Genomic DNA, 16,018 nt, shown 5'->3' on the forward strand with positions numbered 1-16,018 from the left:
CTGCGGTTGTCGGCACGCGGCCGCTAGCGGAAACCTGCACACGATGCCCAATAATCCGTTGTCACGTCAACCGTCCGAACGCAAGAATCCACCTCGATACCTGCAATCGACGCGTCGCCCGATCCGGCTCGACGCACTCGGCACGCGTCGCCGGAACGACTGAAGCCGGTTGCGTGCGTACGCCCCAAAACGGCGACGGGCGGGGAATCCGCTCGTCGCGCATTCCCCGCCCGCCAGGACCGCATCATGCCGTCGTCAGTGCAGCTTGACGCGCGGCAGCGTCGTGCGCCGCAGCCAGTGCGCGACGGTATCGAGCATCATCCGCGGATAGCCGTGCAGCGCCGCGATGTGCAGCCGGTACAGCGACATGTACATGAAGCGCGCGAACAGGCCTTCGATGAGCATGTTGCCGCCGATCAGCCCGCCCATCAGGTTGCCCACCGCGCTGAAGTGGCCGAGCGACACGAGCGAGCCGAAATCGCGATAGGTGAACTCGGGCAGCGGCCGCCCCTCCAGCCTGCACCCGATCGCCTTGAGCAGGAAGCTCGCCTGCTGGTGCGCGGCCTGCGCGCGCGGCGGCACGTTGCGTTCGTTGCCGGGCCACGCGCATGCGGCGCAATCGCCGAGCGCGAACACGTTGTCGTCATTGGCAGTCTGCAGCGTGCGGCGCACATCCAGCTGACCGAGCTTGTTGACCTGCAGGCCGTCGAGCCGCGCCAGCACGGCCGGCGCCTTGATGCCGGCCGCCCAGACGGTCAGGTCGGCGCGCACCGACTTGCCGCTCGCAGTGCGCACGACGCCCGGCGCGACTTCGGTCACACGCTCGCTCAGCATCAGCCGCACGCCGAGCTTTTCGAGCAGCTCGGCCGTCGCGGTCGAAACGCGCTCCTGCAGCGCCGGGAGAATCCGCGGACCGGATTCGATCAGCACGATGCCGACGTCGTGCCGCGGGTCGAGCTTGTGCAGGCCGTACGCGGACAGCACCTGCGCGGTGTTGCGCAGCTCCGCCGACAGCTCGACGCCGGTCGCGCCGCCGCCGACGATCGCCACCTGGATGCGCGGCTCGGCCGGCGCCGACGGGTCGCCCGACGCTTCCACCGGCGCGGGATTCTGATGCTCTGCGCGCATGCACGCGGCGATCAGCCGCTTGCGGAACCGCTCGGCCTCCGCGACGGTGTCGAGCGCGATCGCATTCTCCTGCGCGCCCTGCACGCCGAAGAAGTGCGTCGTGCTGCCGATCGCGATCACGAGGGTGTCATAGTCGAGCGTGCGCTGCGGCAGCAGCTCCGCGCCGTCGCTGTCGTTGACGGGCGACAGCGTGATCCGCTTCGTCGCGCGGTCGAGGCCGACCAGTTCGCCCTGCTGAAACTCGAAGCCGTGCCAGCGCGCCTGCGCCGCATATTCGAGCTCCTGCGTGAAAGGATCCATGCTGCCGGCCGCCACCTCATGCAGCAGCGGCTTCCAGATGTGCGTCGGATAGCGATCGACGAGCGTGACGAGCGCCTGCGCGGGACGGTTGCCGCGCGCGCCATACCGATCGCCGAGCCGTGTCGCCAGTTCCAGGCCGCCCGCGCCCCCGCCTACGATGATGATCCGATGCATCTGATTCCCCCTTGCTGTTCAAAACCTGTCGCGGCCGCGCGATACCGATCGCGGCTGCGTGACTCCGTGGCGAACCAGTTCGAACATCATTGATGTGCAGTTCGAACGACATCCACGCGCCCGCCCCCGGAGCACGAAGCGCGCCGCGCCTCGCCGTCAGGCGATGCCTGACATGCATTGTCCGGGAGCTTGCGCGTTGACCACAAGCAAACAGTTTCAAGAAGTGACCTCTCTGCAACAATATGCCGCAGGTCACAGGGGGCGTGCAGCGGCGCCGGTCAGTGGGCCTCTTCCCAGTTCGCGCCGGCGCCGACCTCGGCGACGAGCGGCACCTTCAGCTTCGCGACGCCGCACATCATTTCCGGCAGCTTCTCGCGCACGCGCGGCAGCTCGGCCTCGGGCACCTCGAGCACCAGTTCGTCGTGCACCTGCATGATCATCCGCGACGCGAGGCCGTCGCGCGCGAGCCAGTCGTCCACCGCAATCATCGACAGCTTGATCAGGTCGGCCGCGGTGCCCTGCATCGGCGCGTTGATCGCCGCGCGCTCGGCCGCCTGGCGGCGCGGACCGTTGCCGCCGTTGATCTCCGGCAGCCACAGACGGCGGCCGAAAACGGTTTCGACGTAGCCCTTCTCCTTCGCGATCTCGCGCGTGTCCACCATGTATTGCGCGACGCCGGGGTAGCGCGCGAAATACCGGTCGATGTACAGCTTCGCCGCGTCGCGCGTGATGCCGAGGTTCGCCGAGAGCCCGAACGCGCTCATCCCGTAGATGAGCCCGAAGTTGATCACCTTCGCGATCCGCCGCTGGTCGGCCGTCACTTCGAGCGGCGTCACGCCGAACACTTCCGCCGCGGTCGCGCGATGGATGTCCTCGCCGTTCGAGAACGCGCGCAGCAGCGACGCATCGCCCGAGATGTGCGCCATGATCCGCAGTTCGATCTGCGAATAATCGGCCGACACGATCTGGTGGCCCGGCGGCGCGACGAACGCCTCGCGGATCCGCCGGCCTTCGGCGGTGCGCACCGGAATGTTCTGAAGATTGGGATCGTTCGAGGCGAGACGGCCCGTGACCGCGACCGCCTGCGCATAGTTCGTGTGCACGCGCCCCGTTTCCGGGTTGACCATCCGAGGCAGCTTGTCGGTATAGGTCGACTTCAGCTTCGACAGCCCGCGATGCTCGAGCAGCAGCTTCGGCAGCGGATAATCCTCCGCGAGCTTCTGCAGCACCTCTTCATCGGTCGACGGCGCGCCGCTCGGCGTCTTCTTCACGACCGGCAGCTGCAGCTTCTCGAAGAAGATCTGGCCGATCTGCTTCGGCGAACCGAGATTGAATTCGCCGCCGGCCAGTTCGTACGCCTGCGCCTCGAGCTCGATGAGACGCGTCGCAATTTCGGTGCTCTGCGCCTGCAGGCGCGCGTCGTCGATCAGCACGCCCGTGCGCTCCATCTTGCGCAGCACGATCGACACCGGCATCTCGATCTCGCGGTACACGCGCTCGAGGCCCGGTTCGCGCGCGACCTGCGGGTACAGCGCGTGATGCAGCTGCAGCGTGACGTCCGCGTCTTCGGCCGCGTACTCGGCGGCCTGCGCGAGCGCCACTTCGTCGAAGCCGATCTGCTTCGCGCCCTTGCCCGCCACGTCTTCATACTTGATCGTCTTGACGCCCAGATGACGCAGCGCGAGGCTGTCCATGTCGTGCGTGCGGTGCGATTCGAGCACGTACGATTCGAGCAGCGTGTCGTGCTCGATGCCGTTCAGCTCGATCCCGTAGTTCGCGAGCACCTGCGCGTCGTACTTCAGGTGCTGGCCGACCTTCTTGCGGTCGGCCGATTCGAGCCACGGCTTCAGGCGTGCAAGCACGCCGTCGAGCGGCAGCTGCTCGGGCAGGTCGGGGCCACGGTGCGCGACCGGCAGGTACGCGGCCTTGCCGGGCTCGACCGAGAACGACAGGCCGACGAGCCGCGCGACCATCGGGTCGAGCGACGTCGTCTCGGTGTCGAAGGCGGTCAGCGCGGCCGCGTCGATCTTCGCGAACCACGCGTCGAACTGCGCCCAGGTCTGGATCGTGTCGTATTCGCGAACGGTGCTCGCCGTCACGACCGGCGCCGACTCGCCGTCCGGCGCGTCGGCGCCGCCGCCTTCCGCGGGCGCGCTGTCGACCTCGCGCAGCCAAGTCTTGAAACCGTAGCGCGCGAAGATGTCGCGCAGCAGGTCGCGCGCTTCGCCGTCGGTCGCGAGCGTCGCCTCGATCGATTCGAGATGCGGCGCGAGATCGCAGGCGGTCTCGACGGTCACGAGCTTGCGGCCGAGCGGCAGGAAGTCGAGCGCGCGGCGCAGGTTGTCGCCGACGACGCCCTTGATCTCGCCCGCGTGCTCGATCACGCCGTCGAGGCTGTCGTACTGCGTCAGCCACTTCACGGCCGTCTTCGGCCCGCACTTCTCGACGCCCGGCACGTTGTCGACCGTGTCGCCGATCAGCGCCAGGTAGTCGATGATCCGCTCCGGCGGCACGCCGAACTTCGCGATCACGCCGTCGCGGTCGAGGATCTCGTTGGTCATCGTGTTGACGAGCGTGACGTCATCGGTGACGAGCTGCGCGAGGTCCTTGTCGCCCGTCGACACGACCACCTTCATCCCGTGCCGTTCGGCTTCGCGCGCGAGCGTGCCGATCACGTCGTCGGCTTCGACGCCCTCGACCATCAGCAGCGGCCAGCCGAGCGCGCGCACGGCGCCGTGGATCGGCTCGACCTGCAACGCGAGATCGGGCGGCATCGACGGACGGTTTGCCTTATAGTCGGCATAGAGGTCATCGCGGAACGTCTTGCCCTTTGCATCGAACACGCAAGCGCTATACTCTGCACTGACTTCCTTGCGCATACGGCGCAGCATGTTGATGATTCCGTAGAGCGCTCCGGTCGGCTCCCCGCCAGGGCCACGCAAATCAGGCATCGCATGGTAAGCCCGATACAGATAGCTCGAACCGTCAACCAATAGCAGGGTCTTACCTTCCAGATTTCGTTCTTCAGGCATTATGAACAAGAGAAAAGTGATTCCGAGTCTGCGTTCGCTCGCAGATCAAGAACGCGCGACGGCCAAGAAGGCGCGCGCATCGTGGCAGATGTTCACGATTATGGCAGAGTTTATCGAGGCGACCGAGTACCTGTCGGAGATCCGCCCGGCCGTCAGCATCTACGGTTCCGCCCGTCTCAAGCCCGATACGCCGCACTACAAGCTCGCGGTGCAGATCGCGCGCAAGCTGTCCGACGCCGGCTTCGCGGTGATCTCCGGCGGCGGCCCCGGCATCATGGAAGCGGCGAACAAGGGCGCGCACGCCGGCAAGGCGCCGTCGGTCGGCCTCAACATCGAGCTTCCGCATGAGCAGGCCGGCAACCACTACCAGGACATCTCGCTGCGCTTCCGCCACTTCTTCACGCGCAAGGTCACGTTCGTGAAGAACTCCGATGCGGTGATCGTGATGCCGGGCGGCTTCGGCACGCTCGACGAGCTGTCCGAAGTGCTCACGCTGATCCAGACGAAGAAGTCGCGCCTCGTGCCGATCATCCTCGTCGGCAGCACGTTCTGGCAGGGTCTGCTGCAGTGGTTCCGCGACCAGATGATCCCGAACGGCCTCATCAATGCGGAAGACATGAACCTGATGCAGGTGATCGACGATCCCGACCAGGTGCTCGACGCCGTGCTCGCGTTCTACGAGGACCGCGGCGAAGAGGAAGGCGAGGAAGCGCATCCGCCGCGTCCGGAAGAAGACCGGATGTTCTACCTGTAAATCGCCCGGCCCGAGCCTCGCCACCGGAGCTCGCCGGGCACGCGCTGCCGGAATGCCGTGTCCGGCAGCGTGCGATTTGCGTCATTTTGTAACGCCACGTGAAGCCGGTCGACTCGAAAACGTCAAATCCGGCTGCCGTTCGCCGCATGCTGCGCTACAGCAAATGCAGTATTGCAGCGCGCCATTGTCAAATCACCTCATCCCGCCCGGCCCTGCGTCGGCGACGCGCCGCCAATCTGCGGTAACAGAACCCGTTCGCTTTTCCGTCCGCACAACGGCACACTGCAGTCCAACGGTGCGCATTGCGACGGGGATCAGGTCCGCTGCCTCTGGCGATCCGCATCGTCGCGCCGCGATCTCCACACTATTCGGGAAAACAACATGAAACGCTCGCTGCTCGCCGCCGCCCTCGCAGGTCTCGGCATCTCGATGTCCGGCATCGCCCATGCCGTGAACGTCGACGTGAACATCGGCACGCCCGCCCCGGTCGTCATTGCGCCGGCGCCCGCGCCCGTCGTGATCGCGCCGGCCCCCGCCGTCATCATCGGCTGGCACGGCGACCGCTACTGGGACGGCCGCCGCTACTGGGAACGCCGCGAGTGGGAAGACCACGAGCGCCATCGCGGCCACGGCGGCTACCATTGCCCGCCGGGACACGCGAAGAAGGGCGAGTGCTGAGTCGCCGTTGACGTCCGGGCGCCGAGCGCGCCCGGTGCTCCAGCAAAAAGGCCGCTCGCGAACCAGGGTTCGCGAGCGGCCTTCGTCATTGCGCAGCCGGAATGCCGGTGCGCCGTTACTGGAACGCCACTTCCGCGAAGCTCCGCAGCCTGCGGAAATAAAATTATTAAATATCAATGCCTTACGAAATTCCGCCTAACACTCTGCACTATTTTTCGCCAAGTCACTGCGCAGTTTCCCCGATGACTCTGCCACAAAGTTAGACAGACTTTTGCCTTAAGTAACCTCACTCAGCCGCCGCCGTCGGAACGCCGCCGACACGCGCCCCTCACTGGGTCAGTTCGAGAACGCTGCAATTCAACCGACCTGTCCTCGTATGAGTCGTTGGCCGGCCTATGCAGTACTGGTAGGCCGATGTCTGCTCGCGCCCCTTGTGCAATTGACCACTTCCGGCCGATGATAGTGCACCAGTTTCGTCGCCGGACCAGCCCGTTACATCGTTCAGGCCGTCTCCATTCGCCAGCGTCGAGACCTCTACGGCGACCAACCGTCGCCATTGAGCGAGCCACCTTGCATACGGGGTATTGAGGTAGATAGGAAAGATGGCGCAGTCACGGCAACGGCAGGCTGACCAAGACGCTAACACGGGAATTTAATAGTCAGTCGACACGATGAAATAGCACTGCGATTTTTAGTGAATTTCATTCGCTGTAAATTTAGCACCAGGGAGTTTTTATGTTTGAGGTTTTCTCAATTGATTATGACGCGCGACTGGACGCATACTGCGTAAACTGCAGGTGCTCCTATGATGAATTTCTTCGCATGACAGAGGGCGCGGAATACAATCTCGCAATCCAGCGAAATATAATATCAGGAAAGAAAACATACAGAACCTTGCGCGCCGATTTGCACCGAGGGTGCATTCTACCACCTATTGTTTTAGCTCTAGACCGAGAAATTTTGACGGATGAGATAAAGAACAATTTGGCGCTAAACAAGACCGGCGCCAATGAGGTTAGAAAAAACATACTCGAAGCACTTAACGAATGCGAAGTCTACATTATCGACGGCCTCCAACGCACCAACGCCCTTCGCGCAGTCGAGTCAGATTTGCGCGAAATCGATACAGACAATGACCTAAAAGATTTTCTAGAAAACAAAATAAGACTTGAAATATGGGTCGACATTTCATTTGGCGCAATTGCATATCGCATGCTACTACTAAATGCAGGGCAGAAGCCGATGTCAATCAAGCACCAAGTTGAAATACTAAGCTTGAAATTGAGAGACGATCTATCCTCAATTAAGGGGATCGACATATTTACATCCAAAGATAAACGACGCCGACGTCAACCCGGGCAGTTTCATTTGTCGGTCTTGGCTCAATCCTTCCAAGCGTGGATTCAGAGACAAGCTAATATCGATATGACAAATGCGGTCATGGAGGAACTGCTCGCCGAATCAGCCATCGAAACATTAGGAAGTGCGCTTTCATCGAGAGGATCTGATGACGGCTTCAAGGATATTATTAAGTGGATTGTCGAGGTAGACGAGAAGCTCGGCGTCGATAATTTAGACTTCTTTGGAAATGAAACCGTAATGCTAGGTTTGTGTGCCGTTGTTGGCGAATTCGGAGCGGATAACGATCTGAGAAACGATATGTTGGCAGCGCTCGAACGGCTTTCTAAGCAAATCGGCATTCATGGCGCAGAAGCGTTAGGCGTTAATCTGTTTGACCGTCTACGACGGGGTATCGATTCGAAGAAATTCAATGTGGGTGCAGCGACTAGAGAGATGGTTTCGAAAGCTTTTGAACAATATTTCTTCTCTGCAGGGAAAAAACCGATGGAGCGTTGCTGGCAGCTTGCGAGTAAATAATGTCATATTCAGCTATTTTTCTCGATGCACTTGGATTATCGAGCGAGTCTTCGCGAGATGTATTTACTACCCGCCTTGACGACCTAATTCCGGAGTCCCCTCTCGGCGGGCTGATAAATTCTGAAACGCGAGACGTATTAATTGACAATTTCGAATCGACGCCGGATTTAGAAGTTGGCCAATCGAAGATCAACCCGTTTTTTACTAGCAAGACGTCATATCACGAGGTGAAATGCGCGAAAACTGGCGGACTGACGTGCCAGATTTTGGAGTTGCACAAAGTAAACTCTGTTGACGCACTTGTGTCAGATGCGAGAAAATTACTACTCTTATACATCGCCATCACTGGCGACCTGAAATTTCCATTTCTTCTCGAGGATGTTTCCGAATCCCCGTTCCATCGCGATGAATTCAATGTTTTGTTCCTCTGGGGAGTAGTCGACGACAAAAAAAAGGAGCTAATTAGATCCACCTATTCTCCGTCCGTTGACGAGCCAGTGGCTAGTGGCAACGAATACAATCCCCATACATCCGCAACGCTAGACCCGGATGGGTTTTATTCCAAAGTTGAGGAATTCGGCATACTCAGAGAGGCGCTCTCCGAAACCCGGATAAAATGGCGATTCTTGCTTCTTTATCGAATTCTCGAGAACGGTTATATTAGAAATTTACTAGAATCAATTCAAAATAGTATATTCTTCAATCCAAAAGACACCTTGATCAAGGCTTCAGATTCCGTTCAAAATGAGTTTTCGCAACTCACCGCATTAATTGATAAAAATGGGCTTGGAGAGCACTTTGATGCAATCCGGAAGGCCGTCTACAAAGGAAAAACAAGCAACAAATTTCTTGAAGCACTCCAAGATAAGCTTGACAGCGATTCTCGCGCAAAAAATCAAAAATCTGCACACCAAGGCGCATTTATCGTGTATCAAATACGATGCAGCATAGTTCACGCTGGTGAGATGTCGATTTTTTTCGACAAATACCCAGATGCAGCCATTGGCTTGCAAAGCTTGTATGACCACTTCGATACGGCAGTTTTTAAATATCTCGGGTTCTCGTTCAAGCCATGATACCCCTTCTTTATTCATCGATACTTCGGGTGTCAAGGTAGACCGGTTCTAACAACCGCCTCGCACGGGATTAGATTCAACAAGTCGGAATCCGCCCACCAACCGCCCACCGAGGCGGGAATTCCGACGACTGGCGCACCAGCGCATCGATACGCATCGGCGCGCATCGAAATGCACAATCTCGGCTCGTCTCCTAACACTGGGAAACCCACGCCACAAGGGAGAGCGATCGGAACGGCCCAGTGCATCAATACCACCCCGCCGAGCAGAGCCCGCAGGCGGGGAAGGACTGCGCAGCGGCCGCCCAGGACCGCTACGTTCCCTTCCCCCTATCCCTCCTGAACGCGTCCATGCGGGCACACGCGGAGCCCTTCTGCCAGCCGTTCCGCAGCGCACCACAATTGAACACCGCTTTGTGTAACACTGTCCTATACTTTCCCGTCAAGACTTGCCGCATGTTGCGCATCGCCCCAAGGCAACAGGGGTATCTCGGGGAAGGTCGTTCTCGCGCGGCGTGACGGTCAGCCCGACGCGACCAGCGTTTCGAGAATAACAATCGTCACATCACCAGATATGGCAGAAATTCGACACCTCGCCAACGCCCCGATCCGAGAAGCGATCATCGACGTTCAATTCGTTCCAGATGTCGCGATCGAAGCAGTCGACAGCTTCGCTGCGGATTTTGCCTCTGCCAGCGACAGGGTTTCAGATCTCTGGACCTCGACGCTGGAGTTGCAGGTCGAAGCCACCGGGGTGAGACAGTCTCAAGTTGGGACTCGAGTTGGCAAGCGTATCGATCTGCACGATGGAAAGCATATAGTCCAGTTTAGGACTAGCGGCTTCACCTTCAGCCGCCTGCCCCCGTATGAGCGATGGGAGGTGATGAGCGAGCACGCGCTCGGCATTTGGCAGAAGTACCTAGTGGCGATGAAGCCGACTGGGATTTCTAGACTCGCCACCAGGTTCATAAACTCAATTGAAATTTCATTGCCGATAACAGACTTCGGCGATTTCTTAGAATATCCGCCTGAAGTACCGGATTCTCTCCCACAAGGCGTGATGAGTTTTATCAATCGAGTAACGTTCGCGGCGCCGAGCGCGGACGTCACGACCGTCACACAAATGCTGGAAGGAATGTCATCCGATCAAAAAAGTGTGACCATTCTTCTCGACATTGACGCAGCGCATTCTGCACCCACGCCGATTACGGATATGCAGCAAACCGTTTCAACCCTAAATAGGCTACGAGAAACAAAAAACAAAGCATTTTTTGGGTTTCTCAAAAATAGAGCATTGGAGCGATACCTATGACCGCCCACGAGTTTTACAAATATGATCTTCCTTGGGGGGGAACTCCCGGCACGACATTGGAAGCCATGAGCGTTGAGGGGGAGCGGTCTAGAGGAATTTACGAAGTGAAAGAATCGCTGTCTGAGACCAGTGCAATGCACAATGAACTTCTCTCTCTCGCTTCTGAAAATGTCAATGTCTCAGAAGAGACGTTGAGCAAGGCATATCAATTCGCTGTCGCGTTACCGTCTGACGTTGAGCAACCGGAACTCTCGATTGACACGGACGGTGAAATCGCGTTTGATTGGGCTGACGACAAGAATATTTTGTCGATAAGCGTTGGTGGTGCGGGGAGAATTACATATGCGGGAAAATTCAAAGACACCACAACATCTGGCACGCTTCATTTCTCTGATCAAGTCATTCCTCAACTCGCGGGCGCGCTCAAATACTTCAGAAAATAGAAATTATTCCGCAGCTGTTGACATTGTTCCAGCAATTACCGGCGACGTGCGAATCGCCCCTCCTTCCCCTATTTCTCGATTTATTTACGACTCGGACAAAATCAGAAAACAGACCAATCGACCGAAGCCGGGTGCCTTCATGCCAGAGCCGTACGAAGACAGATGGGAGACTTCTGTTTGTCGAATGGATGCTTGCGATAACGAACGCGTTTGGCACTTGGGCCGGACTTGTCGCATCGATAGGACCCTGCGTGCCCGAATTGACTTCGACGTTCAAAACGTCGTTGACAACGAGTTGGCGTGCCACACCGCACCGCGAGACGGATTCGACGAGCACGCGGTTGTGATTCAGTGGCCAGCGGACAAAGAGAAGCAGAAGGTGATTGCTGTGAACCTCGCTGCCGCCGTTGGCACGTGCACAATTGCTCCGCCCATCGCTGATGGAAATGCGACCGTTCATTGAAGACAGGTGACGCGTATAGCCGACATCGCGAAGCATGACGGCCTGGTCATTCGCCCTGCATGTGCATAATCAGGGTGCATAAAAGCGCATAGAAGAATCGGTCTGTCGATCGCCGCGCGGGCCGCGCTGGGCGGCCCGGAGCGGCCGGTGCACGCGTGCATAACAATCGCTCATTTTTGCGGGCAGGTGGGGCGGGGGTACAACTGCGCGCGCGGGGTCGAGATCGCGATCATCAGGGCCGGTCCGCCCCCCCTTCCCGCGCGTCAGGAGGCCCATCACGGCGCCGTCGCGGTCCCGGCGGACCCGATTGGGCCGCGGCAACGGCGCCCGCCTACAGCCCTTCCTTTCGCGCCAGGACAGCGCAAGAGATCAACCGCGCAGCGGACACCGTCGTTTCGGGTACTGATACTCCGGCTGGAATCGCCGGACCAGCTCGTCGCACGCTTCGTTCATCAGCTCGTCCAGGCCGATTGCGTGCACCCAGAATGCGCAGCCGTTGATCGCTGTCGATCGGACTTGCTCGGCCCCAGGCTGAAAGCAAACCGCCGTGCGGTCGCTGCCGGCGATGTACCCGCTCCAGTGCTCACACGTCCAGCACGGTTTCTTGAGCTTCGGGATGAATAGGCCGTGGCCCTGCGTCGCGCTGTCGTCCATCATGAACACCTACATATTTATACAGTGTAGCTGCGCGTAGACTTTGCGGATATGGCGCGATTACCGGCGTCGGGTCAACGAGAAAGGGGGACGGATATGTGCACCAACTGCCGGTCACCGCATGAGGAATTCGAGCTGCGCGAGCTCAAGATCAACAACCTCCGCGACCTCTACCGCCGCGTGCCGTGGAAGCCCGAGATCTACCAAGACTATCTCGCGCCGATCGTCGCGCACGTCGACAGCCAATTCGAACCGCTGGTGGCCGGGTTCGGTTTCTGGCCGCGCGCGCTGCAAAAGGCGAACATCGAAAAGGCGAAGGCGGAAGGAAAGAAGCTGCCGATCATGCGAAGCACGATGAACGTTCGCGACGACAATCTCGGTAAGTCGCCGCTGTACGGCCCGTCATGGCGGGTCGGTCGCCGCTGCCTAATCCCGGCTGGATGGATCTACGAACCGTGCTACGAGACTGGTAAGAACGTGTGGCACCGGATCGGACTGGCCGGCTGGCGGCAGATGTGCGTCTCCGGCATATGGCGCACGCTGAAAAATCCAGACGGCACCGACCTTCACGCGATGTCGATGATCACGGTCAACGCTGAGGGGCGCCCAGTCATGTCGCGCATGTACAAGCCGGGTGACGAGAAACGATCAGTCGTGATCCTTCGGCCGGACGATTGGGAGGAATGGCTCACGACGTCGAACGTCGAAGCAGCGCGCGCGATGCTGCAGCTCTATCCGGCCGACGAGATGGCGGCCGAGCCGGTGCCTCCCAAGGAATAAGCGGCGCGGCCGGCGCGCGCCGCTGCGTCACTTTGCCGGCGGCTCGTAATCCCGGAAGCGCACAACGTCGACGCCGAGCCAGTCGTTCACCTCCCGGAGCCGTGCCTTGAAAGGTTCGATCTCGAGGGCGTTGAACACCTCCGCCGCCTTGTGCACGTCGCCGAAACCGCCGGCGTTCGACGGGATGATGCCCATGAGCTGCGGCGGCACGCGATGCGCTGCGAGCTGATCCTCGACCGTTACTTTCTTGATGTTCCAGAATTCGTCCTTCGCCGCGACCTCGCCGATCGGCAGGAGCTGGATGTCGTCCTTCTTTCCCTTCGGCGCGTACATGAACAGGTTCCGGAAGTTGCCCGGCACCTTCGCGTTTTTCAGCGCCGCGCGCAGATTGTCGACGTCCTCCTGGCGCTCGGCCGCGTCCGTCATGTACAGGATGAAATCCGCGTGACTTCCGTTCTTGTAGTAGCGCTGGCGGAACAGCGTCGCACTCTCGTTCAACCAGATCGAGTTGAGCGCCGACATATATTCCGGCAGCCCGTAGATTTCCTGGTTCAGATCGGGCTCGTGCAGGTGATAGACCGTGCCGCGCTGAAACTCGTGCGGCTCCCGCACGTTCGTCACGGACCAGAACTGATCCGGCTCGACGCCCACCCGCGTGTACTTCGCAAGCGACGCCCTCAATTTCATCGGCGCGCCGAGCCGGTTCGTGCGTTGCTCAAGGCATCTGTTCGCGAACACCAGGTACTCGAGCACGAACCGGCTGAATTCCGCGCACGGCAGAAGCGGGTACACGCGTGCAACCGACGGGATGGCCGCTCTCGAGAACACAATGCCCGCCCTGATCGATGACTGGGTGCGGAAAAAGCTACCAGCGTACGCGCCGAAGACTCGGTCCGCCTACGCCAAGATGCTCGGCCTCATCCGGAAAGAGTTCGGCCCCCAGTGGCTCATCGAGGACGTCAGGCCGGCGGACGTCGCTCGATTTCTGGATAAGCACTTCCTCGACAAACCCAGCAGCAGCAGCAACATGCACAAGGCCCTACTGTCACTGATCTTCATGCATGCTATTCGGCGCGGGCTTCGTGATCGCAATCCCGCGCGCGAGATCGGCGCAGCCAGGGAAAAGAAGCGAGACCGCTACATCACGGACGACGAGCTGGACGCTGTGCGGGCGGCCGTCGTCGCCAGCGCCGGCTACAAGACATCGTCCGCCAGGTCGATCCTCTGCCTGATCGACCTGGCGTACCAGACTGCTCAGCGTATCGGCGACCTTCTCGCGCTCAACTGGCAGAACGTGTCCGATGAGGGGATCTCGTTTCATCCAAGCAAGACAGTCAACAGCAGCGGCGTGCGCCTGCTGATTGAGATGACGCTCGACCTACGAGAAACGCTGGATCGTGCCCGGGGCGGCAAGATCACGTCCATCGGGCCAGTGATCTGCACGCATGCCGGCGGCCGCTTCACCTACATCGGCGCGTACTCGGGATGGAAACGGGCTTGCCAGCGCGCACGATCGGCGTATGAGAAAAACTGCGAAGAGAAGGGAAGCACACCGGACCCGAAGTACCTGATCGGCATGCATTTCCACGATCTGCGGGCGAAAGCGCTAACCGATCTGAAGCGCCGGCAGGGGGCAGCCGCAGCTCAATCACTGGCCGGCCACACGACCGAAAGTATGACGGCGCACTACACGAAATCGCGCGAAGTGGAACGCGTCCGGCCAGTCCCATTGAAGCGCGCAAGTTAGACACCGACGTTCATGTTAGACAAGATAGGCTCCCCGGATTTCCCGGGGAGCCTTATGCAGCAAGGGTTCGTTACTGGAACGCCACTTCCGCGAAGCTCCGAAGCTTCCGACTGTGCAGCTTGTCGAGCCCGTTGGTCCGCAGGATCTCCATCGCCTTCACGCCGATCTGCAGATGCTGGTCGACCTGCGCGCGATAGAACTGATCGGCCATCCCCGGCAGCTTCAGCTCGCCGTGCAGCGGCTTGTCGGACACGCACAGCAGCGTGCCGTACGGCACGCGGAAGCGGAAGCCGTTCGCCGCGATCGTCGCGCTTTCCATGTCGAGCGCGATCGCGCGGCTTTGCGACAGCCGCTGCACCGGCTCGCGGTGATCGCGCAGTTCCCAGTTGCGGTTGTCGACGCTCGCGACCGTGCCGGTCCGCATCACGCGCTTCAGTTCCGCGCCGTCGAGCCGCGTGACGTCCGCGACCCCGCGTTCGAGCGCAAGCTGCACTTCGGCGAGCGCCGGAATCGGCACCCACAGCGGCAGGTCGGCGTCCAGCACGTGATCCTCGCGCACATAGCCGTGCGCGAGCACGTAGTCGCCGAGGCGCTGCGTGTTGCGCAGGCCCGCGCAGTGGCCGAGCATCACCCATGCATGCGGACGCAGCACCGCGATGTGGTCGGTGATCGTCTTCGCGTTCGACGGACCGACGCCGATGTTGACCATCGTGATCCCGCTGCCGTCCGCGCGCTTCAGGTGGTAGGCGGGCATCTGCGGCAGACGCGGCGGCGCCGCGCCTTCCGACGGCTCGCTGCCGAGGTTCTCGTTGTACGTGATGACATCGCCCGGCTCGACGAACGCGCTGTACTGGCTGCGGTACGCGCGCACCTCGGGATCGTCGCTTTCCGTCATCATCATGCGGCCGAGCTTCACGAACTCGTCGATGTAGAACTGGTAGTTCGTGTAGAGCACGTAGTTCTGGAAGTGCGTCGGCGACGTCGCGGTGTAGTGGCGCAGCCGGTGCAGCGAGAAGTCGACCCGCGCGGCCGTGAACAGCGCGAGCGGATGGGGCTCGCCCGGCGCCGGCTCGAACGTGCCGTTGACGATGCGGTCGTCGAGATACGACAGGTCGGGCGTGTCGAACACGTCGCGCATCGCGAGCAGGCTGTCGCGGTCGAGCTCGCCTTCGAGGTGGATGCCTTCGGGGAACGCGAAGTGGATCGGAATCGGCTGCGACGACACACCGACCTCGATCTTGACCTGGTGGTTCTTGGCAAGCAGCCGCAATTGCTCGCGATAGTAGTTCGCAAAGAGATCGGGGCGGGTCACCGTCGTCTCGAACACCCCCGGGCCGGCGACGAAGCCGTACGAGCGGCGCGAATCGACGTGCGTGTTGACCTCGGTGCGCACGCGCACGAACGGATAGCATGCGCGCACGTGCTCGGTGATCGGCTCGTGGCGGCGATAGCGCGCGAAAGCGTCGCGCAGGAAGCCGGCGTTGGCCTCGTAGATCGCGGACAGCCGAGCGACCGCGGCGAACGGGTCGTCGAATCCTTCGACGGGCGGGCTTTCCGGGGTCAGCATCCGGTGTCTGCGGCTCAAATCGTTCTTCATGTT

General features: G+C 60.5%; 12 protein-coding genes and 1 pseudogene. 8 read left to right on the plus strand and 5 right to left on the minus strand.

Going from position 1 to position 16,018, the window contains the following annotated elements:
• Positions 1 to 255 precede the first annotated feature (255 nt).
• Entirely contained in the window at positions 256 to 1,602 is a 1,347-nt protein-coding gene (locus ACFIMZ_RS30220; protein ID WP_431823117.1) for an NAD(P)/FAD-dependent oxidoreductase, read from the minus strand.
• A 278-nt stretch (positions 1,603 to 1,880) separates the two neighbouring features.
• A complete protein-coding gene (gene polA, locus ACFIMZ_RS30225) occupies positions 1,881 to 4,634 on the minus strand; it encodes a DNA polymerase I (protein WP_431823118.1) in 2,754 nt (917 codons plus the stop codon).
• Position 4,635: 1 nt separating this feature from the next.
• Here polA and ACFIMZ_RS30230 point away from each other — a divergent pair, with 1 nt between their 5' ends.
• From ACFIMZ_RS30230 to ACFIMZ_RS30255, 6 genes are all read left to right on the plus strand, one after another.
• The gene (locus ACFIMZ_RS30230) at positions 4,636 to 5,388 is read left to right on the plus strand and encodes a TIGR00730 family Rossman fold protein (RefSeq protein WP_010089133.1); all 753 of its coding nucleotides are present in this window, start codon (positions 4,636 to 4,638) and stop codon (positions 5,386 to 5,388) included.
• Positions 5,389 to 5,769: 381 nt separating this feature from the next.
• Complete coding sequence (locus ACFIMZ_RS30235) at positions 5,770 to 6,066, plus strand: hypothetical protein (RefSeq protein WP_431823119.1); 297 nt, start codon at positions 5,770 to 5,772, stop codon at positions 6,064 to 6,066.
• Between the two features lie 735 nt (positions 6,067 to 6,801).
• Entirely contained in the window at positions 6,802 to 7,944 is a 1,143-nt protein-coding gene (locus tag ACFIMZ_RS30240) for a hypothetical protein (protein ID WP_431823120.1), read from the plus strand.
• Positions 7,944 to 9,020, plus strand: coding sequence for a hypothetical protein (locus ACFIMZ_RS30245; protein WP_431823121.1), 1,077 nt, complete (start codon positions 7,944 to 7,946; stop codon positions 9,018 to 9,020). The genes ACFIMZ_RS30240 and ACFIMZ_RS30245 overlap by 1 nt, the downstream gene beginning before the upstream one ends.
• 573 nt (positions 9,021 to 9,593) lie before the next feature.
• Positions 9,594 to 10,331 (plus strand): TIGR04255 family protein, encoded by a 738-nt coding sequence (locus tag ACFIMZ_RS30250; protein ID WP_431823122.1) that lies wholly within the window; start codon positions 9,594 to 9,596, stop codon positions 10,329 to 10,331.
• Positions 10,328 to 10,774: a hypothetical protein gene (locus tag ACFIMZ_RS30255; protein WP_431823123.1), complete on the plus strand. Its 447-nt coding sequence runs from the start codon at positions 10,328 to 10,330 to the stop codon at positions 10,772 to 10,774. The genes ACFIMZ_RS30250 and ACFIMZ_RS30255 overlap by 4 nt, the downstream gene beginning before the upstream one ends.
• Before the next feature lie 832 nt (positions 10,775 to 11,606).
• Here ACFIMZ_RS30255 and ACFIMZ_RS30260 read toward each other — a convergent pair.
• A complete protein-coding gene (locus ACFIMZ_RS30260) occupies positions 11,607 to 11,894 on the minus strand; it encodes a hypothetical protein (protein ID WP_431823124.1) in 288 nt (95 codons plus the stop codon).
• A gap of 93 nt (positions 11,895 to 11,987) precedes the next feature.
• Between ACFIMZ_RS30260 and ACFIMZ_RS30265 the strand changes: the two genes are divergently transcribed.
• Positions 11,988 to 12,671: an SOS response-associated peptidase family protein gene (locus ACFIMZ_RS30265; protein WP_431823125.1), complete on the plus strand. Its 684-nt coding sequence runs from the start codon at positions 11,988 to 11,990 to the stop codon at positions 12,669 to 12,671.
• Positions 12,672 to 12,698: 27 nt separating this feature from the next.
• Here ACFIMZ_RS30265 and ACFIMZ_RS30270 read toward each other — a convergent pair.
• A pseudogene (locus ACFIMZ_RS30270) lies at positions 12,699 to 13,460 on the minus strand (phage portal protein); the annotation flags it as partial.
• A 40-nt stretch (positions 13,461 to 13,500) separates the two neighbouring features.
• Between ACFIMZ_RS30270 and ACFIMZ_RS30275 the strand changes: the two are divergent.
• Positions 13,501 to 14,418, plus strand: coding sequence for a tyrosine-type recombinase/integrase (locus ACFIMZ_RS30275; protein WP_431823126.1), 918 nt, complete (start codon positions 13,501 to 13,503; stop codon positions 14,416 to 14,418).
• A gap of 70 nt (positions 14,419 to 14,488) precedes the next feature.
• On the opposite strand, the gene ACFIMZ_RS30280 is transcribed toward ACFIMZ_RS30275, so the two are convergent.
• Positions 14,489 to 16,015 (minus strand): AMP nucleosidase, encoded by a 1,527-nt coding sequence (locus tag ACFIMZ_RS30280; protein ID WP_431823127.1) that lies wholly within the window; start codon positions 16,013 to 16,015, stop codon positions 14,489 to 14,491.
• Between the last annotated feature and the right edge of the window lie 3 nt (positions 16,016 to 16,018).

Source organism: Burkholderia sp. F1 (assembly GCF_050813845.1).
GTDB lineage: Bacteria > Pseudomonadota > Gammaproteobacteria > Burkholderiales > Burkholderiaceae > Burkholderia > Burkholderia ubonensis.